The sequence below is a fragment of the Variovorax palleresanus genome, assembly GCF_051144945.1.
In the GTDB taxonomy this organism is placed as follows: Bacteria; Pseudomonadota; Gammaproteobacteria; order Burkholderiales; family Burkholderiaceae_C; genus Variovorax; species Variovorax paradoxus_S.
Window position 1 is genome coordinate 610,970 of record NZ_JBJNVP010000002.1, and the last position, 23,608, is coordinate 634,577.

At 67.2% G+C, this 23,608-nt stretch carries 24 protein-coding genes; 3 read left to right on the forward strand and 21 right to left on the reverse strand.

What is annotated here, in order from left to right; all coding sequences use genetic code 11:
* Positions 1-39: 39 nt before the first annotated feature.
* From ACJ7Z0_RS06625 to ACJ7Z0_RS06720, 20 genes are all read right to left on the reverse strand, one after another.
* Positions 40-288 (reverse strand): hypothetical protein, encoded by a 249-nt coding sequence (locus ACJ7Z0_RS06625; protein ID WP_434789196.1) that lies wholly within the window; start codon positions 286-288, stop codon positions 40-42.
* Between the two features lie 100 nt (positions 289-388).
* Complete coding sequence (locus ACJ7Z0_RS06630) at positions 389-1,336, reverse strand: DUF3014 domain-containing protein (RefSeq protein WP_434789197.1); 948 nt, start codon at positions 1,334-1,336, stop codon at positions 389-391.
* Between the two features lie 127 nt (positions 1,337-1,463).
* On the reverse strand, positions 1,464-2,135 hold the full coding sequence (locus ACJ7Z0_RS06635; RefSeq protein WP_434789198.1) for an alpha/beta hydrolase: 672 nt from the start codon (positions 2,133-2,135) through the stop codon (positions 1,464-1,466).
* 7 nt (positions 2,136-2,142) lie between these two features.
* Positions 2,143-3,195 carry an NAD(P)H-dependent flavin oxidoreductase gene (locus tag ACJ7Z0_RS06640; RefSeq protein WP_434789199.1) on the reverse strand — a complete coding sequence of 351 codons (1,053 nt, stop codon included), beginning with the start codon at positions 3,193-3,195 and terminating at the stop codon, positions 2,143-2,145.
* A 53-nt stretch (positions 3,196-3,248) separates the two neighbouring features.
* Entirely contained in the window at positions 3,249-4,019 is a 771-nt protein-coding gene (locus ACJ7Z0_RS06645; RefSeq protein WP_434789200.1) for a tRNA-uridine aminocarboxypropyltransferase, read from the reverse strand.
* A gap of 52 nt (positions 4,020-4,071) precedes the next feature.
* Positions 4,072-5,283 (reverse strand): DUF1501 domain-containing protein, encoded by a 1,212-nt coding sequence (locus ACJ7Z0_RS06650; RefSeq protein WP_434789201.1) that lies wholly within the window; start codon positions 5,281-5,283, stop codon positions 4,072-4,074.
* Between the two features lie 150 nt (positions 5,284-5,433).
* Positions 5,434-7,002 (reverse strand): DUF1800 family protein, encoded by a 1,569-nt coding sequence (locus ACJ7Z0_RS06655; protein ID WP_434792622.1) that lies wholly within the window; start codon positions 7,000-7,002, stop codon positions 5,434-5,436.
* A gap of 35 nt (positions 7,003-7,037) precedes the next feature.
* Positions 7,038-7,508, reverse strand: coding sequence for a hypothetical protein (locus tag ACJ7Z0_RS06660; RefSeq protein ID WP_434789202.1), 471 nt, complete (start codon positions 7,506-7,508; stop codon positions 7,038-7,040).
* A gap of 121 nt (positions 7,509-7,629) precedes the next feature.
* Positions 7,630-8,313 carry a DsbA family oxidoreductase gene (locus ACJ7Z0_RS06665; RefSeq protein WP_434789203.1) on the reverse strand — a complete coding sequence of 228 codons (684 nt, stop codon included), beginning with the start codon at positions 8,311-8,313 and terminating at the stop codon, positions 7,630-7,632.
* Positions 8,314-8,351: 38 nt separating this feature from the next.
* Entirely contained in the window at positions 8,352-9,761 is a 1,410-nt protein-coding gene (locus tag ACJ7Z0_RS06670; RefSeq protein WP_434789204.1) for an MFS transporter, read from the reverse strand.
* Between the two features lie 29 nt (positions 9,762-9,790).
* Positions 9,791-11,683 carry a bifunctional sugar phosphate isomerase/epimerase/4-hydroxyphenylpyruvate dioxygenase family protein gene (locus ACJ7Z0_RS06675; RefSeq protein WP_434789205.1) on the reverse strand — a complete coding sequence of 631 codons (1,893 nt, stop codon included), beginning with the start codon at positions 11,681-11,683 and terminating at the stop codon, positions 9,791-9,793.
* Between the two features lie 141 nt (positions 11,684-11,824).
* A complete protein-coding gene (locus ACJ7Z0_RS06680; protein ID WP_434789206.1) occupies positions 11,825-12,589 on the reverse strand; it encodes an alpha/beta fold hydrolase in 765 nt (254 codons plus the stop codon).
* The gene (locus tag ACJ7Z0_RS06685) at positions 12,586-13,806 is read right to left on the reverse strand and encodes a multidrug effflux MFS transporter (RefSeq protein WP_434789207.1); all 1,221 of its coding nucleotides are present in this window, start codon (positions 13,804-13,806) and stop codon (positions 12,586-12,588) included. Before ACJ7Z0_RS06685 ends, ACJ7Z0_RS06680 begins: the two co-directional genes overlap by 4 nt.
* Positions 13,803-14,231 (reverse strand): carboxymuconolactone decarboxylase family protein, encoded by a 429-nt coding sequence (locus tag ACJ7Z0_RS06690; RefSeq protein ID WP_055805537.1) that lies wholly within the window; start codon positions 14,229-14,231, stop codon positions 13,803-13,805. The genes ACJ7Z0_RS06685 and ACJ7Z0_RS06690 overlap by 4 nt, the downstream gene beginning before the upstream one ends.
* Positions 14,228-15,439: a 3-carboxy-cis,cis-muconate cycloisomerase gene (gene pcaB / locus ACJ7Z0_RS06695; RefSeq protein ID WP_434789208.1), complete on the reverse strand. Its 1,212-nt coding sequence runs from the start codon at positions 15,437-15,439 to the stop codon at positions 14,228-14,230. Before pcaB ends, ACJ7Z0_RS06690 begins: the two co-directional genes overlap by 4 nt.
* A gap of 10 nt (positions 15,440-15,449) precedes the next feature.
* Positions 15,450-16,283 (reverse strand): shikimate dehydrogenase family protein, encoded by an 834-nt coding sequence (locus ACJ7Z0_RS06700; RefSeq protein WP_434789209.1) that lies wholly within the window; start codon positions 16,281-16,283, stop codon positions 15,450-15,452.
* 25 nt (positions 16,284-16,308) lie between these two features.
* Positions 16,309-17,313 carry a TRAP transporter substrate-binding protein gene (locus ACJ7Z0_RS06705; protein WP_434789210.1) on the reverse strand — a complete coding sequence of 335 codons (1,005 nt, stop codon included), beginning with the start codon at positions 17,311-17,313 and terminating at the stop codon, positions 16,309-16,311.
* 47 nt (positions 17,314-17,360) lie between these two features.
* The gene (locus tag ACJ7Z0_RS06710) at positions 17,361-18,641 is read right to left on the reverse strand and encodes a TRAP transporter large permease subunit (protein WP_431130282.1); all 1,281 of its coding nucleotides are present in this window, start codon (positions 18,639-18,641) and stop codon (positions 17,361-17,363) included.
* A gap of 1 nt (position 18,642) precedes the next feature.
* Positions 18,643-19,245, reverse strand: a complete 603-nt coding sequence (locus ACJ7Z0_RS06715) for a TRAP transporter small permease (RefSeq protein ID WP_434789211.1) — start codon at positions 19,243-19,245, stop codon at positions 18,643-18,645.
* 51 nt (positions 19,246-19,296) lie between these two features.
* Positions 19,297-20,220: a shikimate dehydrogenase family protein gene (locus ACJ7Z0_RS06720; protein ID WP_434789212.1), complete on the reverse strand. Its 924-nt coding sequence runs from the start codon at positions 20,218-20,220 to the stop codon at positions 19,297-19,299.
* 200 nt (positions 20,221-20,420) lie between these two features.
* Here ACJ7Z0_RS06720 and ACJ7Z0_RS06725 point away from each other — a divergent pair, with 200 nt between their 5' ends.
* Positions 20,421-21,215, forward strand: a complete 795-nt coding sequence (locus ACJ7Z0_RS06725) for an IclR family transcriptional regulator domain-containing protein (RefSeq protein WP_434789213.1) — start codon at positions 20,421-20,423, stop codon at positions 21,213-21,215.
* 73 nt (positions 21,216-21,288) lie between these two features.
* Positions 21,289-22,296, forward strand: coding sequence for a Bug family tripartite tricarboxylate transporter substrate binding protein (locus ACJ7Z0_RS06730; protein WP_434789214.1), 1,008 nt, complete (start codon positions 21,289-21,291; stop codon positions 22,294-22,296).
* A gap of 16 nt (positions 22,297-22,312) precedes the next feature.
* On the opposite strand, the gene ACJ7Z0_RS06735 is transcribed toward ACJ7Z0_RS06730, so the two are convergent.
* Positions 22,313-22,906, reverse strand: coding sequence for a hypothetical protein (locus ACJ7Z0_RS06735; RefSeq protein WP_434789215.1), 594 nt, complete (start codon positions 22,904-22,906; stop codon positions 22,313-22,315).
* Positions 22,907-23,137: 231 nt separating this feature from the next.
* Here ACJ7Z0_RS06735 and ACJ7Z0_RS06740 point away from each other — a divergent pair, with 231 nt between their 5' ends.
* On the forward strand, positions 23,138-23,608 hold the full coding sequence (locus tag ACJ7Z0_RS06740) for a hypothetical protein (RefSeq protein WP_434789216.1): 471 nt from the start codon (positions 23,138-23,140) through the stop codon (positions 23,606-23,608).

Genomic DNA, 23,608 nt, shown 5'->3' on the forward strand with positions numbered 1-23,608 from the left:
GGCGGCTCGGCGCCGCCGTGCTGCGGTGCCGTTCTACGCCTAGTCCTCGCGGCGATACATCGCCCATTTCACGGTCAGGATGTCCGCCGCGATCTTCGCGGCATTGACGCCGGCGTAACTTTCGGACGGGTCGAATTCGAATCCCTCGCGGTATTTGACAACCTGGGCGTAGTCCTGGTCGAAGGTCATCGGACCCATGAGCTCGGCGGGATCGATGCCCGCGGGAAGCGCCAGGAATTTCATTGGATCGGTGGCACTCTGGTAGAGGTCGACGCTCATCAGGTTCATACGGGTGTCCTCGCAATCTTGCAAATCGCCGAGGCAGATCATCCACGCCATCGGCGCCGCACGCAATCGGCCCGCGCCTACACGGCGGCACACCGCCGGGTCAGCGCTGCTGCTGCTTCTTCTTCAACATCTCGCCGGTGGCGATCTGCTCGCGGAAGCCGCGCAGGCTGGCCTTCAGCCTGCGCTCGTTCTCCAGCCCCATGCGCACCATGATCTTCTGGCCGGACGAGAGCGACTCGAGTTGCGGATCGGCGTACTCGTAGCGCACCCACGGCCGCTGCGACGACACCTTGCCTTTCACCTCGACGAGGCGAACCTGCACCGGGCCGTCGGGCTCCGGCGCCTGCAGCAGATGGTCGATCACGGCGATGAGCCGGTCATTGAAATAGCGCCCGGGAAAGCCGAGCTCCTCATACGATTTCTGAAACAGCGGATATAGCTGGGCGTAAGTCTTGGCCGCCTTGGCCGGATTGATCGACTCGGCAAGCTGCACGATGGGCGTGTAGCGCGCGGCATTCGCGGGCGCGATGGTCTGCGCTTCGCCCTTGCCGGCGGTGGTGAAGCGCTGCCGGGTGGGCTGCACGGGCCATGTGCTCGCGGGCGAGTGCTCTCGCGGCATGTTGTCGACCGTGGCCACGGTGCGGCGCACGATGCCCTCGAACTGCAGGAAGTCGGCCACGTTCTTGCTGCCCATCAGGTCGACCAGCGCCTTCATCACGCGGGTATCGGAATCCGCGACCGTGGGCAGCCCCGAGGCGGGCAGCGCGATCGCATCGATCGGGTTCTGCGGCTCCAGCGATTCGGGCAGTGGCGGAGGCGCCGGTGCGGGCGCAGGCCCGTCATTCGGCGCGGTGGCAACGGGTGCTACCGGCTCCACATGCAGTGGTTGCTGCTGCTGGTACCAGCGCCAGCCGAGGAATGCGGCCGCAAGCGCGAGCAGCACGATGACGATGAGGGTGCCGGTCGACGATTCGCGGCGCGGCTTGTACGTGGGTGCGTCGCGCAGCTCGGGCACTTCGCGGATTTCGGGTGTGTCTCTGTCGGACATGTGGGCAGTTTCCTTTTGAGAGGATTGCAGTGGGAGACGAACTGCTATGTTGCACCAACAGAGCCCGCACCACGGCCGCGTCCTCGTAACGCCCTGTGACGCGCCAACCGCGCGAAAAGTTCAGCCGCTACGGTGCGCTCGCTGTAAGCGATTGCAGCCACGCCAGCGAGCCCTGCAGCTCGGCCGGCCGGATCTCGTGCCCGCCCGGAAAATCGCCCCCCGACAGCGCCAGCGGAAGGCCGCGGGCCAGCTCGCGCGAGGCCGCCGCGGCGCTCGGCGGAATCACGTTGTCCGCGCTTCCGTGGCTCACCCACAGCGCCTTGCCCTCGAAAACCTCTGGCGGTGCAATGTGCGGCACCACCTGCGGCAGCAGCCGGCTGTGCCACACCATTGCGGCGCGCACTTTGCCGGGCTGGGTCAGCAGCAGCGACAGCGCCATGATGCCGCCCTGGCTGAAGCCGCCGACCACCACGCGCTCCGGCGGCACGCCCAGCTGCTGCGCTGCCGAGGCGATCATCTCGCCGACCAGGAAGCGGCTTTCGCGCTCCTGCTCCTCGTTGATGCGCCGCTCTCCATCGGCCAGCACCTGGAACTCGAACCACGCATACGCATCGGGCGAGAGCACATACGGCGCGCGCAGGCTCAGCACGTGAAACTGCGGCGGCATGAGCCGCGCGAGGCCGAACAGGTCCTGCTCGTTGCTGCCCACGCCATGCATGAGCACCAGCAGCCACGGCTCGCGGACATCGGCCTGGGCGCCGTGCGCCAGGAACTTGAAGGGCAGATGGAGTTGGGTCATGGGTGATTCACAGAGATGCGCGAAAGCCTTGTGCCAGCGCCTGGGTCACCTCGGCCGAAGACACCTCGCGGCAGCCCGTCGCGTTCTGGCCGGACCACAGCGGTGAAAAGTCGCCACTGCCCGCCGCCTCGGCCTTGGCGCGCAGCGGCGCAATGCCCGAAGTGGCGAGCGGAAACTCGGGCGCCACCGCACCGATCGGCCCCAGCTCGCGCATCACGCGGTTGACGATGCCGCGCGCCGGCCGGCCGGTGAACAGGTTGGTGAGCGCCGTGTGGCGCGCGGCTTCGCTCTTGAGTGCCGCGCGGTGAATCGCGGTGGTCGTGGCTTCAGGCGTCAGCATGTAGGCGGTGCCAACCTGCACGCCAGCGGCCCCCAGCGCCATCGCCGCGGCCACGCCGTTTGCATCCGCGATGCCGCCGGCCGCGATCACCGGCACCTTCACGGCGTGCACCACCTGCGGCAACAGCGCGAATGTGCCGAGCTGCTTCGTCAGGTCGTGCGAAAGAAAATGGCCGCGGTGGCCGCCTGCTTCCAGGCCCTGGGCAATCACCGCGTCGACGCCATGCGCTTCGAGCCACAAAGCCTCTTCGACCGTGGTGGCCGAGGCCAGCACCTTCGCGCCCCAGCCGTGCACCTGCGCCATCAGCGCCTCTGAAGGCAGCCCGAAATGAAAGCTCACCACCGCTGGACGGAACTCGGCCAGCAGATCGGCCACTTCGGCGCTGAACGGGTTGCGCCCCGGGCCGGTGGGAATGCCGGCCGCATCGATGCCGAATTCGGCGTAGTACGGTGCCAGCGCGGTGCGCCATACCGCCTCACGCTCAGCGCTCGGCTCGGGTGGCGTGTGGCAGAAGAAGTTGACGTTGTAGGGCTTGCCGGTTCCAGCGCGGATGGCCGCCAACTCGCTGCGCATGGCATCGGGGCTCAGCATGGCGCATGGCAGCGAGCCGAGCCCGCCCGCGTTGCTGACCGCGATGGCCATCGCACTGCCTTGCACGCCGGCCATCGGGGCCTGGATGAGGGGGAGTTCGGTGCCGAGAATTTGCTTTAGCGTCGTCATGCGAAAGGTCTCTTGATGTGTCGATGCCGGCCATTGTCTCGCCAAGCCGGTGGTCACTTCTGTGGCGGGGTCATGGCCGAGGCGCACCGCGGGACGGACACTTCGCGCAGCCGCTGATGCGCAGCGTCACCCCACGCCACGGGCTGCTGGTTCTTCGCGCGCAGATAGTGGTGCGTGAACACCACCAGATAAGCATGCAGCGTCTGTTCAGCAACATGCTCGCCTGCCAGGTTCATGCACATCGCGGCCACCTCGCTGGTGCAGAAGTGGTCGTCGCGGCCGGAGTTGCGCAGCTTGTATTGCGTGATCTGCTCCGGCTGCAGGCTCAACACCGGCAGCCGGTCGAGGTAAGGGCTTCTGCGAAACATCTTGCGTGCCTCGGCCCATGTCGCGTCGAACAGGATGAAGAGTGGGCGTTTCGCGGTGCCACTGCAGTTCGGTTCAGGCGCGGGAACGGTCAGGACCACGCGCTCGGGCGCCGCATATTGCCCCGGGAACACCACGTATGGCTGCCATTGCGGATCGTTCAACAGCGCCAGCAGCGCGGGATCGGTTTCGGTGCGGGCCCAGCCGAAGGCGAAGGTATCGGCCACCACGTCGGCGACCAGCCACCCCGTGTTGGTGGGCTTGAGCGGCTCGATGTCGGCCATGAGCAGACACACCCCCGCGCGCGTTGTCACCGAAGGGCGCACAGTGCACATGCAGTGGCTGGGCACCAGGCGGCAGCCCGCGCAGCGCTCGCGCTTGAAGCCACCACGTGCAAGAAAGGGTTTGGCGCTTCGCGCCAGGCGCGCGGTGCGAAGGAGGGAGACGGCGTGAGGCATGCGCCGATTCTCGGCGCTCCTGAACGCCGGCGCGCTGGAATGCTCCGGGCAGCTAGACCAGCTGCAGATCCTTCGGCGCCACCCCGTCGAACACCCGCGCGAGCTGTGCCGGCGAGAGGCCGTACATCCGCTTGAACAGCCCGCCAAACACCGCGCGGTATTCGTTGAGCACCGGGTAGTCGCGGTTCTGGAACAGCGTGGCCTGCGTCACTTCCTGTTGCTCGCCCACGATGCGCCCGCCGGCCTCTGCCGAGAGTCCGCCGCCGAGCACCCAGTACACGCTGCCGTGCCCGTGGTCGGTGCCACGGTTGCCGTTCTCGCGGAAGGTGCGGCCGAACTCGCTGATGACGACCACCACGGTCTGGCGCCACGCGTCGTCGCCCATCTCCTGTGCGAAGCCGGCCACGCCGCGGCCCAGTTCCTCGAAGCGATTGGCGAGGTAGCCGGTGGCCCCGCCCTGCCCCACGTGCGTGTCCCAGCCGCCGACGTCGACGAAGCCGAGGTCGAAGCGGTCTCGCATCAGCAAGGCCATGCGGCGCGCCACCAGTTCGAAGCCTTTGGCGGTCATGGCGTTGCGGCTGGCGGCGTCCATCTCGGCCTGCACCGCGCGCGTCACCTCGTCGCGCAGCTGGAAGCCTTCGGCCACCGGCTTGGCCAGCGGGGTGTTGCGGTACATGGCCGCAATGACCTCGCTCTGCCGCGCATCGATGCCCGCACGCGCATTGCCAGCGAGCGCCATGTTGGCGGCCTTGGCGCCGCCGCGCAGCGCAAGGGGCAGCTGCTCGGTGAAGGCGATGGGGGACACGTCGGTGACGGGCCCCGCGCCAAGCACGCCGGCCAGGCGATTGAGAAAACCCGAGCGGTAGTCGCGGCGCTTGCCGAGCGCCTGGCCGAGTTCGATGGAGTCCTGCGTTTCGAAGTGGCTGCGGGTGAGGTCATCGGTGCCGGCGAAGGCGATGAAGGAGGCCTGCTTCTGCTGGAACATCGGCATCACGCTTTGTGCCAGCGCGGGGTGCAGGCCCCAGTTGCCGTCGAGCGGCAGCGCGCCGTCGGGCGTGCCGGGGCGGGCGATGGCGATGTTGGGGCGCGAGGCGTAGTAGAAGTCGCTGCTCGTGGGGACGAGCAGGTTGCTGCAGTCGTACGCGCCGCGCAGGAACACGACCAGCAGCTTGGCGCCTTCGGCTGCGGGCGCGGCCATCAATCGGCCAGCGGCGCCCGCGAACGGAACGGCGGCCGTGAGCTTGAGCAGTTCTCGACGTTGCATGACCATGTGTCCTTTCTTCTGTCTTGCCCCTTCCCCCTTTGGGGGAAGGTTGGGATGGGGGCACGGCGGCGTTCGATCGACCTCGGTGATTCATCAAACGCCGCTTGCCCCCACCCCTGCCCTCCCCCAGAGGGGGAGGGAGAAATACATTCAACGGCGCATCAATTCCGGCGACGCCAGCAGGAAGGTGTTCCACTCCTGCGGGTTCTTCGCCTGCGCCAGCGCCTCGCGCGTGTCCGCGCCCAGGCCCGCCTGCATTGCGCGCACCGCGCGCGAATCGGCCAGTGGCGGGAATCCGGGTTTCTCGAGCGGAGCCCTGTCGTCCGCGCGGAACAGCACGGCGCCGTTCGCACCGATGGCGCGCGCGATTTCGAAGCGCGTGTTCATCTGTCCCGCGCTGGCCCAGGCCGCTTCGTTGAGCGGATAGCCGTTGGGCGTCTCGTGGCCGTACAGCTGTTCGCCCATGCGGGTGATCCAGCCGAGCATCGGATTCACGTTGGACACCACGCGGTCGTCGTACGCGAGCCGCACGCCAGCGATCACGTAGTGCACCGGGTCGCGGAACTTGCGGCCGAGCGAAGCGGCGAACTCGGGCGACTCGAACATCGCCTTGAGCGTGACGGCGATGTCGCCGTCGCTGCGCGTGAAGGCCGCAGCCATGCGTTCGACCAACGCCTGCGGCGGATCGTCGGAGACGAAATACACGGCGAGCTTGCGCGAGATGAAGCGCGCGGTGGCCGGCGCGCGCGCCAGGCGGTCGAGCGCCTCGTCGGCCTCGGCCAATCCACGGCTCTGGATGGGCTGGCCCAGCAGCGTCTTGGCCCCGTAGTCGTGCCGGCTGGGGTTGAACTCGAACAGGCCCTTGCGCACGTAGTCGGCGCGGAGGGCCGGCCGCACGTTCGGCGGCGGCGCGTCGAGCGGCTGGTAGCTCACGCCCACGCCGGTGAGCACGCGCGCCAGCTCCTGCACGTCGGTTTGCGAATAGCCGCCGTCCACGCCGAGCGTGTGCAGCTCCATCAGCTCGCGCGCATAGTTCTCGTTGATGCGGTTGGCGGCGTTCTGCGCGTTGTCGAGGTAGCGCAGCATCGCGGGGTGGTGCAGCGTGACTCCGAGCAGGTCGCGAAACCTGCCGAGCGCGTGCGGACGGATTGCGTTCTCTTCGTAGTCGCCCACCATCGCGCGGATGATGTCCTTGCGCAGGCTGACGTTGAAGTGGTTCATCCAGAACCATGTCATCTGCTCCTGCAACTGGTTGGGCGAATAGAGCGCGCGCAGCACGAAGCGCTGTTGCGCCTCGCGCACCAGCCCGTTGAGCCGCTGCTGGTAGGCCTGGCGCGCGGCCTTCTTCTCGTCATCGCCCGGCAACGCATCGGCCGCCTTGCGCTGCGCGTCGAGCTCGGTGACGAGCTGGTCGAGCGGCGTGCGCGAAATGGCCATGGCATCGATCTGCGCCTGCGCGGCCGGCGGCAGCGGCGCGGGCCGCGGATTGAGCTGGTCGCGCATCCACGGCGACAGGCCGCGCCGCGCCAGTTGCGCTTCGCTGCTCGCATTGGCACCCCAGCCCACGCGGTCGAGCCAGCGCAGTCGCGCGGCTTCGTTCACCGATGCGGAGGAAGGCAACGACACCGAAACCAGCGGCCGACGGTCCCCCGGCGCGCTCGCGCAGGCCGTGAGCAGCGCCACTGCGCATGCACCCAGCGCCATCGGCACGCGCCGCATGGAGAACAACAGCGAAGCGGCGGCCGGCACCGCGCTCACTCCCTCTGCATATCGTGGTGGCGCACGTCACCGATGGCGTGCTGCGCGGTGTCGAGTGCAGCGTCGACGTGCGCCAGGCCGCGCTGCTGGAACGGCCGCGAGCGCGGGTCGTCTTCTTCGCGCGCCACGTCGACGCGCACCTTGCGCAGCAGGTCGACCGCCGCATGCAGACGGCCTTGGCGCGGCAGCCACGCATCGGTGGGCTCGCGCCATTCGACGGGCTTGCCGTCGAGCCATGCCGCATGCTGCAGGTCAGCGATGGCGGCATGAATCTCGTCGACCACCACCTGCTCGTCGCGCGAGACCTGCCCGTCTTCGGGGCGGCGGTGCTCCACCTTCCAGGCGGCCGTGCGCAGGTCGGACAAGGCGTGGAGGTAGAACGGGTGCCTGCCGTATTCGTCGGCCAATGCAGGCAGCGACGCCGCTGCCATGAGAACCAATGCGGCGATGAGGCTTTTCTTCTTCACTTCGGAGCTCCTGTGAGTGACGACGGTTCGAGGATGCCTCCTCAACCGCCGTGCCCTGCTCCGCGTTGACGCACTTTACCTTCGCAGCGCCGCGCAAGGCAGCGCCTAAGCGCCGGCTAAGTCAGGCTACCGACAGGCTGGAAGGCGCAGCGCCGGCGATCTGCCGCAGCGCCCGCTCGAACACCTCGACCGGCTGCCCGCCCGAGATCAGGTGCTGGTCGTTGATGATGATCGCGGGCACCGAGTGGATGCCCGCGTCCGTGTACATGCGTTCGCGCTCGCGGGTTTCATTGGCGAATTCGTCGCCGGCCAGGATCTCGCGGGCACGTGCGGCGTCCAGCCCGGCCTCGGTGGCCGCGCGGACCAGCACCTCGGGGTCCGAGGGGTTCTGCCTGTCGGTGAAGTAGGCCTTCAGCAGCAGTTTCTTGAGCGCCGCCTGCTTGGCCGGGCTTTCGAGTTCGGCCCAGTGCAGCAAGCGGTGCGCGTTGAAGGTGTTGTAGACGCGCGGGCGGCCTTCGGGGCTGAACTCGAAGCCGACCTCGGCCCCGCGCTGGCGGATCATCTCGCGCGATTGCGCCTGTTGTTCACGGGTGGAGCCGTATTTCTGGTTCAGGTGCTCGAAAGTGTCCTGCCCTTCGGGCGGCATCTGCGGATTCAGCTCGAAAGGCTGGAAATGCAGTTCCGCCGTGACGCCGGGGGCCACGCGCTGGAGCGCCGCCTCGAGTGAAGCGAGGCCAACGGCGCACCAGGGGCAAGAGACATCGGAAACGAAATCGATCTTGAGATGGGAAGTCATGGGCGCCATTCTTCATGGCGCCGACGCCCTTGGTGCGCGCAAGGTCTTCAGGCCGCGGCCTTGGCCATGCGGGCCGTTTCAAGCGTCTGCTCGCGCATCAGGTCGTACTCGAGCTTGTCGACCGGAACCGCATCGGGCTTGCCCAGGTCGTTCATGTGCACGCGGTAGGTCTCGCGTGCGGTCATGGCCGAGATCGCGGCAATGGCGCAGATCGCCAGCGTGATGGCACCGACGGTCAGCGGGATGTTGGCAGCACCGGGGGGCGCGACCGCCACGAACAGCGCCGGCAGCAGCGCCGTGATTGCGGTGCCGATGTTCTGCGAGATCGCCATGCCCGAAACGCGAGTGCGCGTGGGGAACATCTCCGGATAGAAGCTCGGGAACACGGCGTTGTAGCCCTGGTAGACCACGCCCCACATCAGGAGCGACATCACGATGGCCAGCGGCACGTTGTGGATGCTGATGGCGTACAGGTAACCGAACGACAGCAGGCCCGAACCGATGGCGCCGACCATGATCGGCAGGCGGCGGCCGACCTTGTCCGACAGGTTGCCGACGAACGGGATCACGATCACGGCCAGGATGTTGCCCATCACCGGAATCCAGAGGTAGATGTCTTTCTCGAAGTTGATGCCGTAGCCCGGCTGCACCGCGTAGGCGGCGCCGAAGATGGTCGCGACCACCGGGATCACGTTCATCAGTGAGCACAGCAGCACGCGCAGCATGTCGCGCCAGCTCTCGGTCACGGCCTGGATCACCGGCGCCTTCGGCACCTTGCCACTCGCGTCGACTTCGGTGAAGGCGGGTGTCTCGTCCACTTCCTTGCGGATGATGTAACCGGCCACGATGACGATGAAGCTCAACAGGAATGGAATGCGCCAGCCCCAGGAGTTGAAGGCGTCCTTGTCCATGTAGTGCGCGAGCGGCAGGAACACGGCGGCCGCCATGATCTGGCCGGCCTGCACGCCCTGCAGCGTGAAGCTCGCGAAGAAGCCGCGTCGCCCGAACGGCGCGTGCTCCAGGATCATCGAGCTCGCCCCGGAAATCTCGCCGGCCACCGCAAAGCCCTGGATCAGCCGCAGCAGCACCAGCATGGCGGGTGCCCACAGGCCGACCTGGTCATACGTCGGCAGCAGGCCAACGGCAATGGTCGAAAAGCCCATCAGGAACATGCAGAGAATCAGTACGGTCTTGCGCCCGTGCGTGTCGCCCCAGTGGCCCAGCAGCAGTGCGCCGATCGGCCGTGCGACGTAGCCCACGCCATAGGTCGCTAGCGACGCGATGATCGCGATCTGCGGGTCGCCCTTCGGAAAGAAGATCTGCGGAAAGATCAGCGCCGCGGCGGTGGCGTAGATGAAGAAGTCGTAGTACTCCAGCGCCGAGCCGATCCAGCCGCTTGCGGTGGCCTTCTTCGATTGGTGCTTGCCTTTCGGCTCGTGGGCCGTGGGATTTGCCATGGTTTGTCTCCAGGGTTGACGAAAAGAATCTATGCCTGCGCCTGCGATGCCATGCGGGCCGGTGCGTTGAGGGCGCCATACGCGTCATAGCCCGCGGTGCGCTGTGCCAGTTCGAAGAAGAGTCCGCCTTCGATGTTCTCGGTGTAGATGTGCAGGTAGTCGCCCGCTGGCGAACGGTCGAACAGCACCCCCGCCTCGCGCAGCCGTGCGAGCAGCGCCGGGTCGAGGTCGATGCGCGTGGCCAGGTCGTCGTAGTAGTTGTCCGAAATGGGCACGAAGCGCGTGCCGGCGGCGCGCAGCCGCGCCACGCTGTCGAAGATGTCGTCGCAGCGCATCGCGATGTGGTGCACCGCGCCGCCGCCGGTCACGCTCAGCGTGCGCGCGGTGCGGGTGCGCTGGCTCAGCGACACGTTGAGCACCAGCCGCACGCTGCGATCGGCGTTGGCCACGCCCCGGCTGCGGATGAGCCCGAAGGGATCGGCCAGCTCCAGGCTTTCGCCCGGCTCCAGGCCCAGCACCGCGCGCGTGAACAGCACCCAGGTGTCGAGCTGATCGACCGCCAGGCCCAGCGCCACGTGGTCGATCTGCGTCAGGCCGGCATCTGCGGCGGCGGCCGATGCATCTTCCTCGAGGACGAAGTCGGCTTCGTACAGCCCGTTGGTGCCCAGCGACTCGGCAATGAAATGGATGAGGTTGCCGCCCGGCGCCACGATGGCAGGCACGCGCAATTCGTCCGGGCCTAGGGGGCTGTCGTGGCGCTGCGAGCGCATGGCCGTGGCACGGTCGACGGCCGCCAGCGGATCGGCGCAGCGCACGCCCAGCGCGCAGACCGAGGTGCCATGCGCCTCGAAGCGGCTGCGCGCGAACGAATCCGGCTGGGCATTGACGATCAGGTTGATCTCGCCCTGGCGGTACAGCACCACGGCTTTGGAGCGGTGCCGGCCGACACGGCGGAAGCCGAGCTGCCCGAACAGCGTGCCGAGGGTCTGAGCCGACGCTTCATCCGCCGCGAATTCGATGAACGACAGGCCCGAGAGCGCCGGCGCGGCGGGCGGGCTGAACAGCTCGACGCTCAGCGCGCGCGCAGGCTCATCGGCGGCTGGCGCCAGCCGCCGCTGCGCCTCGCTTTCGAGGTACAGCAGCGAGCGCATCGCGTCCACCGCAGTGCGCCGGTTGGGTGTTTCGCGGAACACGTCGTTGAAGATCTCCAGCGACAGCGGCCCGGTGTAGCCCGCGCGCAGCACCTGCTCGAAGAACCCGATCACGTCGAAGTCGCCCTGCCCCGGAAACGAGCGGTGATGGCGGGCCCACTGCAGCACGTCCATCGAGAGCAGCGGCGCGTCGGCCATCTGCAGGAAGAAGATCTTGTCGCCCGGAATGGCCGCGATGCCCGCGGGATCGTCCTTCAGCGACAGCGTGTGAAAGCTGTCGAGGATCAGGCCCAGGTTCGGATGATCGGCCTTGCGCACGATGTTCCAGGCCTGGCCATAGAGCGAGGTGAAGCGGCCCCAGGCCAGTGCCTCGAAGCCCACGCGCAGGTTGCGGCGGGCGGCGCGCTCCGCGAGTTCATGCAGCTGGGCTGCGGCCAGGGCCGGGTCGTCGACGGCCAGCGGCGAGGTGTTGGAGCAGCACAGCATCGTCGGCGCGCCCATCGCCTCCATCAGGTCGAACTTGCGCTCGGCGCGCTCCAGGCTGCGCCGGAACTGCGCCTCGGGCATGCCCTCGAAGTCGCGGAACGGCTGGTACAGGTCGATCGAGAGGCCCAGGTCCGCGGTGATGCGGCCCAGCTCGTCGGCGCTGCCCTTGAAGTTGACGAAGTCGGCCTCGAACAGTTCGATGCCGTCGAACCCCGCGGCCGAAACGGCCTCGAGCTTCTGGCGAAGCGTGCCGCTGAGAGAGACGGTGGCAATGGAGCGATGCATGGGGGTGACTGTAAAAACACCCGTCACCCGCCACAACGCTTTGCCCCCAGGTTGCGTTCGATAATCGAACGTCTACGTCCATTGTTCGCACGAAACAGGGGTTACACCTAGGCAAGCCGCCCCCGCCGCAAGCGGCTTTTTTCAGAGGCTGCGCCAGTAATCGATCAGCAGCTGCGCGAACTCGACCGGCCGCTCCACCGCGCTCAAGTGCGCCGCATCGATGGTGGCCAGGCGCGCATGGGGGATGGCGGCCACCATGGATTCGGACATGGCCGGCGGCGTCGCTTCGTCCTGCAGCCCGGCAATCACCAGCGTTGGTACGGCGATGCGGTGGTTGCTCTCGCGAAAATCAATGGCGGCCACGGCGTTGCAGCTCTCGATATAGCCCTGCGGATCGGTGCGCACCAGCACGTCGTTCAGCGCCTGGGCCGCGGCCTTGCCCTCCCCCGTGGTGACGAAACCGTGCGTGAGCCAGCGCGCCACCGCGCCCGGCGCAATGGCGGCCACGCCCTTGGTGGCCACCGTTTCGACGCGGGCACGCCACGGCGACTGGTCGGGATAGTGGGCCGACGAATTCGCGATCACCAAGCTGCGCAGCAGCTCGGGATGCCGCACCGCCAGCGCCTGCGCGGTCATGCCGCCCATCGACAGGCCGACGAAGTGCACCGGCTCTCTGCCCGCCTCGCGCTGGATGAGCTCGGCCACGTCCTGCGCCAGCGTTTCGACGCGCAGCGCGCCGGGCACCACCTCCGAGCCGCCATGGTTGCGATGGTCGTAGCGGATCACGGTGTGGGCGCGCGCAAGCTGCTCGGCCACGCCGTCCCACATGTGCAGGTCGCAGCCGAGCGCGTGGCTCAGCACGACGAAGGGGCCGCTGCCTTCGCGGACGACATTCAAACGGGTCATGGTGATTCCTTTTTCATCGGATGTTGAAGACGCGGCAGCCACAGGAACGTGATGGCCAGCAGCACGCAACCCGCGAGCAGCATCGGCACGACCATCGGCCAGGCGCCGTTCGAAAAATCGTTGTCGACGAACTGTGCCGCAAGTTGCCCGGCACTGAACGCCACCATCATCATGCCGAAGCCCGACCACGACACGGCCCGGCCCGCCAGGTGCGGCAAATCGCCCACGGCGCCGGCCTGTCCGCAGGGCTGGTGGATGCCGTGGCCGAGAGAATAGATCGCGTGGCCCGCGAGCAGCGGCAGGGCGCTGTGCGGCGCCAGCCAGCAGCCCAGCGCCTGGATCGATGCGCCGGCCATGCTCAGCGTGGCGCCCAGCTGCACGGTGCGCACCGGCCCGTGCTTGCGCAGCAGGCGCCGGCACAGGGTGGTGCTGAAGATGTAGACCAGCGAGCCGCCCGCTGGAATCCAGCCGTACATGGCGGGCGACCAGCCCAGATAGCCGATGTAGACCATCGGCGAGAGCAACAGGAAGCAGAAGAGGCCACCGTAGGTTGTTGCGGCCAACGAGGCCCAAACGCGAAAGCTGCGGCTCGCGAACACGGCGCGGGCGCTGCCGCGCGGCGCCGAAAGATCGCTCGCCAGCGGCCGCCGCGTTTCGCCGAACGAGTGCCAGCAAAGGGCAAGCAGCAGCAGCGCGTAGAGCGCCATCGACGCCATCACCCAGCGCCAGCCGGCGCCCTGCACCAGCCATGCGCCCAGCAGCGGCGCCAGCAAGCCCACCACGCCCAGGCCCGTGAGCCCGCGCGCCATGACGTGCGGGCCTTCGTGCGCGGGGTAGAGGTCGCGCACCGCCGCGCGTGCGCAGACGAGGATGGCCGCCATCGAAAAGCCCTGCAGCGTGCGCCAGCCCGCAAGCACCGGCACGCTGCCGGCGAACGCACCGCCGAGCGCGGCGACCACATAGCAGCCCAGCCCCGCCAGCAACACCGGCCGGCGGCCGAAGCGATCGGCCAGCGGACCGCAGAGCAATTGCGCAAAGCCGAAGGCCAGCACGAACAGCGTGAGGCTGGTGCTGGCCGAGCCCAGCTCTTTTGCGATGGCGGGTAGCGCGGGCAGGTAGCTGTCGGTGGCCACGGGCTGTGCCGCCAGCAGCAGCGGCAACAGAAGGCCGAAGCCGACCTCGAACCGGCGCCGCTCGCGAAGCCCGGGCCGCGTCACTGCGCAGGCGCGGCCAGCAATCCCTTCTCGCGCAGGATGCCGGTTGCGATGCCGAAGGCGTGGTTGGCCACCGGCACGCCGCAATAGATGGCCGCCATCATGATGACTTCCTTGATGTCCTCGGGCGTCAGGCGCGACTCGGGCGGCCCGTCGAGCGCGGCGCGCACGTGCATCGCGAATTCTTCATAGGCATGGATGCCCAGCATCATCGACAGCACCATGTAGCGGCGCGTCTTGTCGCCCAGCGCCGGGCGGCCCCAGATGTCGTTCCACGCATGGCGCGTGATGAGCTCCTGGAACTCGGCGTTGAACTCGTTGCGGTTGGCCAGCGACTTGTCGACCCAGGCATCGCCCAGCACGCGGCGGCGGTTGACGAGCCCGGCTTCGTAGTCGTTGGCGGGAGGTGTGCTTGCCTGGTCGGTCATCGGGATGTGTCTTTCGCAGTCAGTTGGGCGCGCAATGCCGCCACTTGCCGGAGCGCCGTTTCGCCGGCAGGCCCGGCCAGGGCGGGGTCGAACCATTCGTCCGCCGCCTCGCGCGGCAGCTCCGCGCGCAGGGTGTCGATGTTGGCACGCATGCGCGCCGCGTCGATCTGCAGGCCCGGCAGCGCACCGGCCAGCGCACGCGCGCTGCCGTGCGCGGACATGAGCAGTTGCGGCCATTCGGCCAGCTCGGCCTGCCAGCCGCCGAGCGCGCGCTCGTGCTCCTGCGGCATGGCGGCCAGCAGCGCGGCCACGCGCTGCGGCGCACGCTGGGCCGCCGCCAGCGCCACCATCGCGGCCACGGGATTGCGCTTGTGCGGCATCGCCGAGGAGCCGCCGCGGCCCGGCTCAGTGGGTTCGGCCGCTTCGCCGACTTCGTACTGGCCCATGAGCGAGATGTCGCGCGCGATCTTGCCGAGGCTGCCCGTGAGCAGCCCCAGCTCGCAGCCGAGCGCGACCCATTCGTCGCGTTGCGTATGCCAGGTCGCGCCGGCATTGCCGAGGCCGAGCTCGTCCGCCACGCGCTGCACGACCGCCGGGCCCTGCCCCTTCATCTGCGCGAGAGTGCCGACGGCGCCGCCGAGCTGCACGTTCAGCGCGTTGCGCGCGGCCGTTTGCAGCCGCGCACGGCTGCGCACCAAGGGCGCGGCCCAGCCGGCGCACTTGAGGCCGAAGCTCGTGACCGAGGCGGGCTGCATCAGCGTGCGCGCAAGAATCGGCGTGGCCGCATGCTGCGTGGCGTGCTGCAGCAGCGCTTCGATCGCGCGGTCGACATCGGCTTCGATCAGCGCGATGCCTTCGCGCGTGACCAGCGCCATGGCGGTGTCGATCACGTCCTGGCTGGTGCTGCCGAAATGCACGAAGGGCACGGCGGCGGGATTGAACAGGCCCACGGCCTCCTTCAATGCCTTGACCAGCGGAATTGCGACGCTGCCGGCGCGGCCGCTGTCGCGCACGATCTTTGCCACGTCGAACAACTCGACCTTGCAGCTGCCGACGATCGAATGCGCAGCCGCTTCCGGCACCAGCCCGAGCGCGGCCTGCGCGCGGGTCAATGCCGCCTCGAAGCGAAGCATGGCATCGACGAAGTTGTGATCGCTGAAGGCGGAGAGCGTCTCGGACGTGGAAAGGAAGCCTTCGAAAATACTCATGGTGAACGCCTCAGTAGCTGATCTTCGCCGTGGCGCGCAGCGCGTCGGCCGTGGCGGTGCCGAAGCCGAAAAATTCGAGGTACGCGGGAATCATCTCGAACAGCATATCGGTACCCACCTGCACGGCGCAGCCCTTGTCCAGCGCGGCGCGCAGCAGCGGCGTGTATTCGGACTTCATGACCACCTCGCCGACGAAGGTCGACGGCGCGATGCGGTCGACGTCGAATGGCAGCGGATCGCCTTCCTTCATGCCCATTGGCGTGGCATTGACGACCACGTCGAAGCCGGCCGGATCGTTCGAGCCCGTGGACACCACCAGCGCCGGATAGTGCGTGCGCAGCCGCCCGGCAAGCGCATCGGCCGAGGCGGTGTTGGCGTCGAAGAGCGCAATCTGCGCCACGCCGGCCGCCGCGAGCGAGGCCGCGATCGCGGAGCCGACGCCGCCGCTTCCGGCGACCAGCACGCGCGCGCCCTCGAGCGCGCGGCCCTTGCGCAGAACGCCGCGCACAAAGCCCGCGCCGTCGAACTGGTCGCCCACCAGCGTGCCGTCGGCGCGCTTGAGCACGGCGTTGCAGGCGCCGGCGATCCGCGCCGTTGGCGTCACCTCGTCGACCAGGCCCATGGTGGTGATCTTGTGCGGCATGGTCACCAGCGCCCCCCGGATGTTGGTGAGCCGGAACAACGCGGCGAAAGCCGCGGGATAGTCATCGGGCTTCACGCCCATCGGCACCACGACCGCATCGATGCCCTGCTTCTCGAACCAGGGGTTGTAAATCATCGGCGCCTTGAAGCTTTCGGTGGGAAAGCCCAGGTGCGCTACGAGGGTGGTCTTGCCGGTGATCATGAAGTCCTTCGCTTGCCTGTTGAATTTACTTTCGAACCTTGGCGATCTCGGCCATCAGTTCCTTCACGGTCGCCTCGCCCACCGTGGCCGTGTACTTGTCGATCACCGGCTTGACCTTGTCACGCAGCTTGGCCATTTCGGCGGGCGGAAGTTCGGTCACGGTCATGCCGGCCTTCTTGAGCGTGTCGAGTGCGGTGTCGGCCGCGGCGCGGGACGCCTCGCGCTGGAACTTGGTGGCTTCGGCAGCGGCATCGCTGATGATCTTCTTCTCCTCGGCGCTCATGCCGTCCCAGGCCTTCTTGCTGATGATCAGCGCCTGCGGGTTGTAGATGTGGCGCGTCTGCGTGATGTGCTTTTGCACCTCGGCGAACTTCGACGATGCGATCACGGTGTTGGGGTTCTCCTGGCCGTCGACCGCCTTCTGGTCCAGCGCCGAGTACAGCTCCGGGAAGGGCATTGGCGTGGCATTGGCGCCCAGCGTATTGAACAGGTCGATGTAGATCGGCGACTGGATCACGCGGATCTTGAGGCCGGCGATGTCGTCTGCCTTGGCAATCGCGCGCTTGCTGTTGGTCAGGTTGCGGAAGCCCAGGTCCCAGTAGCCGAGGCCGTGCAGGTTCTTCTCGTCCAGCCTGGCAAGCAGCTTCTGGCCGAAGGGGCCATCGGTCACGGCGTCGGCTTCCTGCGCGTTGTTGAACAGGAAGGGGAAGTCGTAGGCGGCAAACTCCTTGACCTGCGCGGTCAGGATGCCGGCGTTGAGCACCGTGATCTCGACGGTGCCGCCCTGCAGCGCCGAAACTGTCTGCAGGTCGCCGCCGAGCGTGCCGCCCGGGAACAGTTTGACGGTGATCTTCTTGCCCGACTTCTCGGCGACGAGGTCGGCGAACTTCTGCGCGCCTTGCGCCTGCGGGTGGCCGGTCTGGTTCTGGAACGCGAACTTGAGCGTGCGTTCCTTCACCTGGGCGGCGGCGCCGCCCATGGCAGCGACCGCGACCACGGCGATCAGCGTCTTGCGGAAAAAGTTGTTCATGTGAAAGTCTCCTTGGGTTGAAATTAGGGAAGCGAATAGCGTGAAAGTCAGCCGCTGAGCAGCCGGGCCGGCCAGATGATGAGTTGGGGAAACATCACCATCAGGAACATCATTGCGAACTCCGCGATGGCGAAGGGCAGCACGCCGCGCGTGACCTCGTCCATCTTCATGCGCGCGACGCCGGCCACCACGTTGAGCACGGTGCCCACCGGCGGCGTGATGAGGCCGATCGAGTTGTTGATGATGAACAGCACGCCAAAGTAGATCGGATCGATGCCCGCCGCCTTGATGACCGGCATCAGCACCGGCGTGAGGATCAGGATGGTGGGCGTCATGTCCATCGCGGTGCCGACCGCCATCACCAGCACCATGATCACGATCAACAGCAGCGTCGGGCTCGCGATCAGCGGTTCGAGCAGCGCGACCAGCTTGGCCGGCAGGTCGGCCACGGTGATGAGCCAGGCCGAGACCATGGCCGCCGCAACCAGGAACATCACGATCGCGCTGGTCTTGGCGGCCGAGACGAACATGGCGTAGAACTGCGAGGGCTTGAGCTCGCGGTAGACCACCGTGGCCACGAAGATCGCGTAGACCGCGGCCACCACGGCCGCCTCGGTGGGCGTGAAGATGCCGAAGCGCAAGCCCACCAGGATGATCAGCGGCAGCAGCAGCGCCCAGGTCGCTTCGCGCAGCGCGGTGAGCATCTCGCCCTTGGACTTGCGCGGCGGCGGCAGCACTTTTTCCTTGCGCACCAGCCACCACCAGGTGAACCAGAGCGAGGCACCGATCAGGATGCCCGGGAAGATGCCCGCAAGAAACAGCTTGGAGATCGACACGTTGGCAGCGACACCGAAGATCACGAATCCGATCGAGGGCGGGATGATCGGGCCGATCACGCCGGACGCCGCGATCAGGCCGCCCGAGCGCGCCTTGTCGTGCCCGGCGGCCACCATCATCGGGATCAGCAGCGCCGACAGCGCGGCCGCATCGGCCACCGCGGAGCCCGACAGGGCCGACAGGATGCAGGCCGCGACGATCGCCACGTAGCCGAGCCCGCCGCGCACATGGCCTACCACGGCCAGCGCGAGGTTCACGATGCGCCGCGACAGCCCGCCCTGGTTCATGGCCTCGCCGGCCAGCATGAAGAAGGGCACGGCCAGGAGCGGAAAGCTGTCGGCGCCGTTGATCACGTTCTGCGCCAGGATCTGGGCATCGAACAGGTCGAGGTGCCACATCAGCGCGACGCCGCACAGCAGCAGCGAATAGGCGATCGGCACGCCGATGGCCATGGCACCCAGCAGGGCACCGAGAAAGATGGCGATCGTCATGTCAGTTGCCTCGTGCGTTGTTGCTGCCGCGCTGGCGTGCGATGGCCTCTTCGGCATCGCGGCGCGCGAGTTCGGCGTTGATGCGGTCGATGTCGCCCTGCTCTTCCGACTCGTGCACCATCACGAGTTCGGCGTCGCTGAGCTTCCCGCTCAGTGCAAGCCAGAGGTCGTACAGCAGGAACACGATGGCCGAGACGCCGAACACCACGCCGACGAAATAGAAGATGCCGACGGAGGCGCCGGTGGTGGGTGCGCTCACGTCCCAGTTGATCAGCGTCTGCTGCCAGCTGCCCGTGAGCAGCAGGTACGAGGCGAACAGCATCAACCCGTGCGACAGATACAGGCACAGCTTCTTGCCCCAGGTGGGCAGCTTGGAGATCAGCATGTCGGTGCCCAGGTGGGCGTGCTCGCGCACCGCGACGATGGCACCGAGAAAGGTCATCCAGACGAAGAGCCAGCGCGACACTTCCTCCGACACGGTGATGCCCGAATTGAAGCCGTAGCGCAGCACGACGTTGCCGAACACCATGACCACCATGATGGCCAGCATCAGCGCCATGAGCCCTTCGAGCCCCCGGCAGTACCACGAGAAGATTCTTGTCATTGTTTGTCTCCTGTTGAAATTTTTTCTGCTCGGTCGTGTTGCGCAGGCATATCAGGCGACGTTGTCCGAGTGATAGCGCAGGGGGGTGGCAATCTCCGCGTGCATGGCCGGCGGATAGACGATCTCGCGCAGAAAGTCGGCGTCGTCGCGCACGCCCTGCGCCGCATCGGCATGGCCAAAGTACCCGAGGTAGTGCGGCATCTGCTGGATCAGCATCTCGAAGCCGGCCTGCGCGTTGAGGCCGCGCGCACGCGCCGCGCGCACCAGAGGCGTCGGCTGGTTGCGCAGCAGGATGTCGAACAGCGCGGCATGGCGGTCCATGCGGGCGACGTCGACAGGCAGCGCGTCGTTCTCATCCAGTCCAAGCGGCGTGGCGTTGATCACCAGGTCGTAGCCTTCGGGCGCGTTGCTGTCGGCGACAGTCACGTCGGCATCGAAGAACGCGTCGAGCTTGGCCGCGACGCCGGCGGCCTTGCCGGCCGAGGTGTCATAGAAGGCAATGTGCTCGGCGCCATCGACCGTGCCGCCTTCGGCCAGCGCCACGCCGATGGCGGCCGCGCTCACGCCCGCGCCAAGAATCAGCACCCGCTTGCCGCGAAACGGAATGTTGAAGTGGTCCAGCGCGCCCACGAGGCCTTCGCCGTCGAACAGGTCGCCCTCCAGTTCGTTGTTCTCGGTGCGGCGCACCACGTTGACCGAGCCCGCCACGCGGCCGAACAGGCCACAGCCGTCGAGCAGGTCGACCACCAGCGGCTTGTGCGGCGGCGCGATCACCATGCCGCGCACGTTGCGGGCAAGGAAGGCCGATTTGAAGAACACCGCGAAGTCGCGCAGCGGCACCTGCACGGGCAGCAGCACCGCATCGATGCCGAAATGGTCGAAGACGGCATTGAACAACCTCGGCAGGCGCACGTTGCGCACGGGGTCGCCGGGGATCAGGTACGCCAGGGTGCTGCCAGTGATGGAGGTGGTCATGTCTTGCCTCGTTTGTGCGGCAATCGCTCCAAGGCCATTGCCAAGCCGAACTCTATCCATCTCGCCACGCCGGTCACCCTCGGGCTAGGCCTAATTTGGCCGACAATCGTGCCAATGCGTTCGTTTATCGTACAAAAGCCGGGTTTATCCCGATCGAGGCCAGCTGCGGTGACGGCCGCCGCGCCTGCACACTTCCGGCCATGAGCACCGATCTCACCGATCTTTCTCCCGCGCCGGCCGGCCTCGACAAGCGCGACTGGATCGCCGGCCTGGAACGCGGCGTGAGCATCATCGAAGCTTTCGACGACGCCCATCCGCGCCTGACCGCCAGCCAGGCCGGCGAGCGCACCGGCATGACGCGCACGGCCGCACGGCGCTACCTGCTGACCCTGCAGCACATGGGCTACGTGGCGAGCGATGGCAAGCTGTTCTGGCTCACGCCGCGCGTGCTGCGGCTGGGGCAGTCGTATCTCGACTCGGCACGCCTGCCGCGCATCGTTCAGCCCTTCTTGCAGCGCGTGGCGGCCGGCACGCACGAGATCGCCTACCTGAGCGTGATGGACGGCGACGAGGTGGTCTACATCGCCCGCAACGGCCCCAACCGAAGCATGAGCACGGGCTACGTGCTGGGCGCGCGTGTGCCGGCGCAGGTCACGGCGGCCGGCATGCTGATGCTTGCGCTGCGCGGCGAGGCCGAGTTGTCCGAGTGGCTGGCCACCCGGCAGCTGCAGGTGTTCACCTCGTACACCATTGGAAGCATGGAACGCATGAAGCTCGAACTGGCGCGCATCCGCGCGCAGGGCTGGGCGCTGTCGGAACAGCAGCTCGACCTCAACTCGCGCGGCATTGCGGTGCCGCTGCGCGACCGGCACGGCACGCTGGTGGGAGCGCTCAACATCACCATGCCCATGGGCCACGAAAGCTCCGAAGATGCAGTGGCGCGCGTGCTGCCGGTGTTGCGCGAAACTGCGCAGGCCATGCGCAACCTGATCTGACTGACAACTATCCGACAGCCTCCGTCGGGCAGGATGCAGGCTTTCTTAAACACAAACGATGGAGACAAGCACCATGTCCGACAACTTCCTGGACGACCTCCAACCCACGCGCCGCCAGTGGCTGCAGGGCGGCAGCGCAATGGCCCTGGGCGGCCTGCTGCCCTCGATGGCCGCGGCCCAGGCGGGCTGGCCCGGCAAATCGGTGCGCTTCGTGGTGCCCTTCGCACCGGGCGGCAGCTCGGAAATCGTGGCGCGCTCGACGGCGGCAGAGCTCTCGCGCACGCTGGGCCAGAGCGTCTTCGTCGACAACAAGCCGGGCGCTGCGGGCAACATTGCCATGAGCGAAGTGGCGCGCAGCACCGACCAGCACACGCTGATCCTGGGCCACATCGGCACGCTGGCGGTCAACCCGTACATCTTTGCCAAGCTGCCCTACGACGCCAACAAGGACTTCAAGCCCGTGAGCCTGCTGGCCAAGGTGCCGAGCCTCTACGTGGTGCACCCCGACGTGCCGGCAAAGAATCTGAAGGAGTTCATCGCCTACGCCAAATCCAAGCCGGGCCAGCTGAGCTATGGCTCCGCGGGCAACGGCAGCGCGGGCCACTTGGCCTTCGAGTACCTGAAGATGACCGCCAACATGTTCATGCTGCACGTGCCCTACCGCGGCACGGGGCCGATGGTGACCGACCTGCTCTCGGGCCGGCTCGATGCCTCGGCCATCGGCGCGGCCGCCATCATTCCCTTCATCAAGGCCGGCAAGGTGCGCTGCATTGCAACAGGCTCGGCCACACGCCTGCCGCAGTTGCCGGACGTGGGCACCGTGGCCGAGCAGGGCTTTCCCGGCTTCGAGATGACGCAGTGGTACGGCATGCTCGCGCCGGCCAGCATTGAGCCCGCGCAACTGGCCAAGCTGTCGGCCGAGACGATGAAAGCCGTGAAGTCGCCGGAGTCGATGCAGCGGTTGACCGCCGATGCGGCCGAGGCCATCGGCGGCACGCCCGAGCAGTTCGCGCAGTTCATCGCGGCGGAGCAGGCACGCTGGCAGAAGGTGATTGCGAGAGCCAACATCAAGCCCGACTGAGCGGGCAACTTGCCGGTCAGCGCGTCAGCGTTGCCAGCTTCTTCTTCGCGCTTTCCAGGAGGCCCATCTTCTCGGCAGGCGGCTTGGCCTTGGTGTCGCCGGGCGCGATGATCTCGAACGCGCAACGCGCTGCCAACTTCGACGCAAGCGGATCGCGCGGCGCGAGGCCGTTGAACCTGGCGTTCGAGATGACGTGCATCTTCAGATGGCGATGGATGTTTTTCGACAGCTTCTGGCACGCGGCCTTCATGGCGGATTCGTCGGGTGTCAGCTCGCCATGCACGACAAGAAGCTCCACGGTGCCGTCCTTGTCCTCCCCCAGGACGAAGGCGCGCAACACTGAATCCCTGAACTTGGTGCGCAGCATCGAGCGAACCGGCTCGGCGGCGGCGAACGACTTCAGCGCGATGCCGCGCAACTCGTCATGGAAGATGAACGCGCGATCGACCGAAACGGTTTCGGCCTCTTCCGCCTTCGGCTTTTGCCGCTTGAGGATGCCGCTGCCGACAAGGTGCTCCAGGGTGCGCGCGGCATCGGCGGGGTCGAGCTTCGAACGCTGGGCCAGCTCGCTGCAAGAAAACTGTTGGTCCGGCGCCGCGTAGGCGACCATCAGGAGCTTTTGTACCTCAGGTGCGAAAAGAAAATCTGCAGAGCTCATTGTTTCCGGTTCTCGACAAGTGGATCGCATTATCGAGAGACCGGGGTCAGCGCCTGACGATGCGGTTTTATCCGCGGCGCTTTCGAGACGATTTCCGTCGGAGCACATGGTGCAGGCCTACAGCTGTGTTCAATGCCAGCCATCAAGAATGGCTGAACACGAACAACGAGCTTCAGTTCAGCCATGCACCAGGAAATCGACAAGCTCAAGCAAGCGGACGTTGCGAGCGGCAGGTACTGGGCCCCTTGCATGGCCATCGCATTGGTTGCGGTGTTTCTTTTCTATGTGGCATTGAAAGGCCTGGTGAATGAGAGCGCGGCGCGCGCGCCAACCTTGCCACCCGCGGTCATGCCAGCCAACGTCGAGACCACCGTGCCGGGTACTGCGACACGCTCGTCCGAAGAACCGGCCTTGCCCCCACCCCGCGCGCCGCTGGCGAACGCGACGCTCGAGGCCCCGGTAATCGCCCCGGTAATCGCCCCCGCGGTTGCCGCCGCGGAGCCGCCCGTCAAGGCTGCGCCCGCCTTCGTCGAAGTACACAAGTGCGTAATGCCTGAGGGCGATGCCGGCTATACCGATCGGCCTTGTCCCGAGGGCGCACGCGCGAGCACGCTGCGATTCCCACGCAACCTGCGCGCAGCGGCGACGCCGTAA

Coding starts and splice junctions, on each gene's coding strand:
- ACJ7Z0_RS06720 (WP_434789212.1), bottom strand. CDS start 20,220: ATGACCACCTCCATCACTGGCAGCACCCTGGCGTACCTGATCCCCGGC.
- ACJ7Z0_RS06700 (WP_434789209.1), bottom strand. CDS start 16,283: ATGATCACCGGCAAGACCACCCTCGTAGCGCACCTGGGCTTTCCCACC.
- ACJ7Z0_RS06690 (WP_055805537.1), bottom strand. CDS start 14,231: ATGACCGACCAGGCAAGCACACCTCCCGCCAACGACTACGAAGCCGGG.
- ACJ7Z0_RS06670 (WP_434789204.1), bottom strand. CDS start 9,761: ATGGCAAATCCCACGGCCCACGAGCCGAAAGGCAAGCACCAATCGAAG.
- ACJ7Z0_RS06730 (WP_434789214.1), top strand. CDS start 21,289: ATGTCCGACAACTTCCTGGACGACCTCCAACCCACGCGCCGCCAGTGG.
- ACJ7Z0_RS06645 (WP_434789200.1), bottom strand. CDS start 4,019: ATGCCTCACGCCGTCTCCCTCCTTCGCACCGCGCGCCTGGCGCGAAGC.
- ACJ7Z0_RS06735 (WP_434789215.1), bottom strand. CDS start 22,906: ATGGTCGCCTACGCGGCGCCGGACCAACAGTTTTCTTGCAGCGAGCTG.
- ACJ7Z0_RS06655 (WP_434792622.1), bottom strand. CDS start 7,002: ATGCGGCGCGTGCCGATGGCGCTGGGTGCATGCGCAGTGGCGCTGCTC.
- ACJ7Z0_RS06740 (WP_434789216.1), top strand. CDS start 23,138: ATGCACCAGGAAATCGACAAGCTCAAGCAAGCGGACGTTGCGAGCGGC.
- ACJ7Z0_RS06705 (WP_434789210.1), bottom strand. CDS start 17,313: ATGAACAACTTTTTCCGCAAGACGCTGATCGCCGTGGTCGCGGTCGCT.
- ACJ7Z0_RS06665 (WP_434789203.1), bottom strand. CDS start 8,313: ATGGCGCCCATGACTTCCCATCTCAAGATCGATTTCGTTTCCGATGTC.
- ACJ7Z0_RS06640 (WP_434789199.1), bottom strand. CDS start 3,195: ATGACGACGCTAAAGCAAATTCTCGGCACCGAACTCCCCCTCATCCAG.
- ACJ7Z0_RS06625 (WP_434789196.1), bottom strand. CDS start 288: ATGAACCTGATGAGCGTCGACCTCTACCAGAGTGCCACCGATCCAATG.
- ACJ7Z0_RS06710 (WP_431130282.1), bottom strand. CDS start 18,641: ATGACGATCGCCATCTTTCTCGGTGCCCTGCTGGGTGCCATGGCCATC.
- ACJ7Z0_RS06680 (WP_434789206.1), bottom strand. CDS start 12,589: ATGACCCGTTTGAATGTCGTCCGCGAAGGCAGCGGCCCCTTCGTCGTG.
- ACJ7Z0_RS06635 (WP_434789198.1), bottom strand. CDS start 2,135: ATGACCCAACTCCATCTGCCCTTCAAGTTCCTGGCGCACGGCGCCCAG.
- ACJ7Z0_RS06675 (WP_434789205.1), bottom strand. CDS start 11,683: ATGCATCGCTCCATTGCCACCGTCTCTCTCAGCGGCACGCTTCGCCAG.
- ACJ7Z0_RS06650 (WP_434789201.1), bottom strand. CDS start 5,283: ATGCAACGTCGAGAACTGCTCAAGCTCACGGCCGCCGTTCCGTTCGCG.
- ACJ7Z0_RS06630 (WP_434789197.1), bottom strand. CDS start 1,336: ATGTCCGACAGAGACACACCCGAAATCCGCGAAGTGCCCGAGCTGCGC.
- pcaB (WP_434789208.1), bottom strand. CDS start 15,439: ATGAGTATTTTCGAAGGCTTCCTTTCCACGTCCGAGACGCTCTCCGCC.
- ACJ7Z0_RS06715 (WP_434789211.1), bottom strand. CDS start 19,245: ATGACAAGAATCTTCTCGTGGTACTGCCGGGGGCTCGAAGGGCTCATG.
- ACJ7Z0_RS06725 (WP_434789213.1), top strand. CDS start 20,421: ATGAGCACCGATCTCACCGATCTTTCTCCCGCGCCGGCCGGCCTCGAC.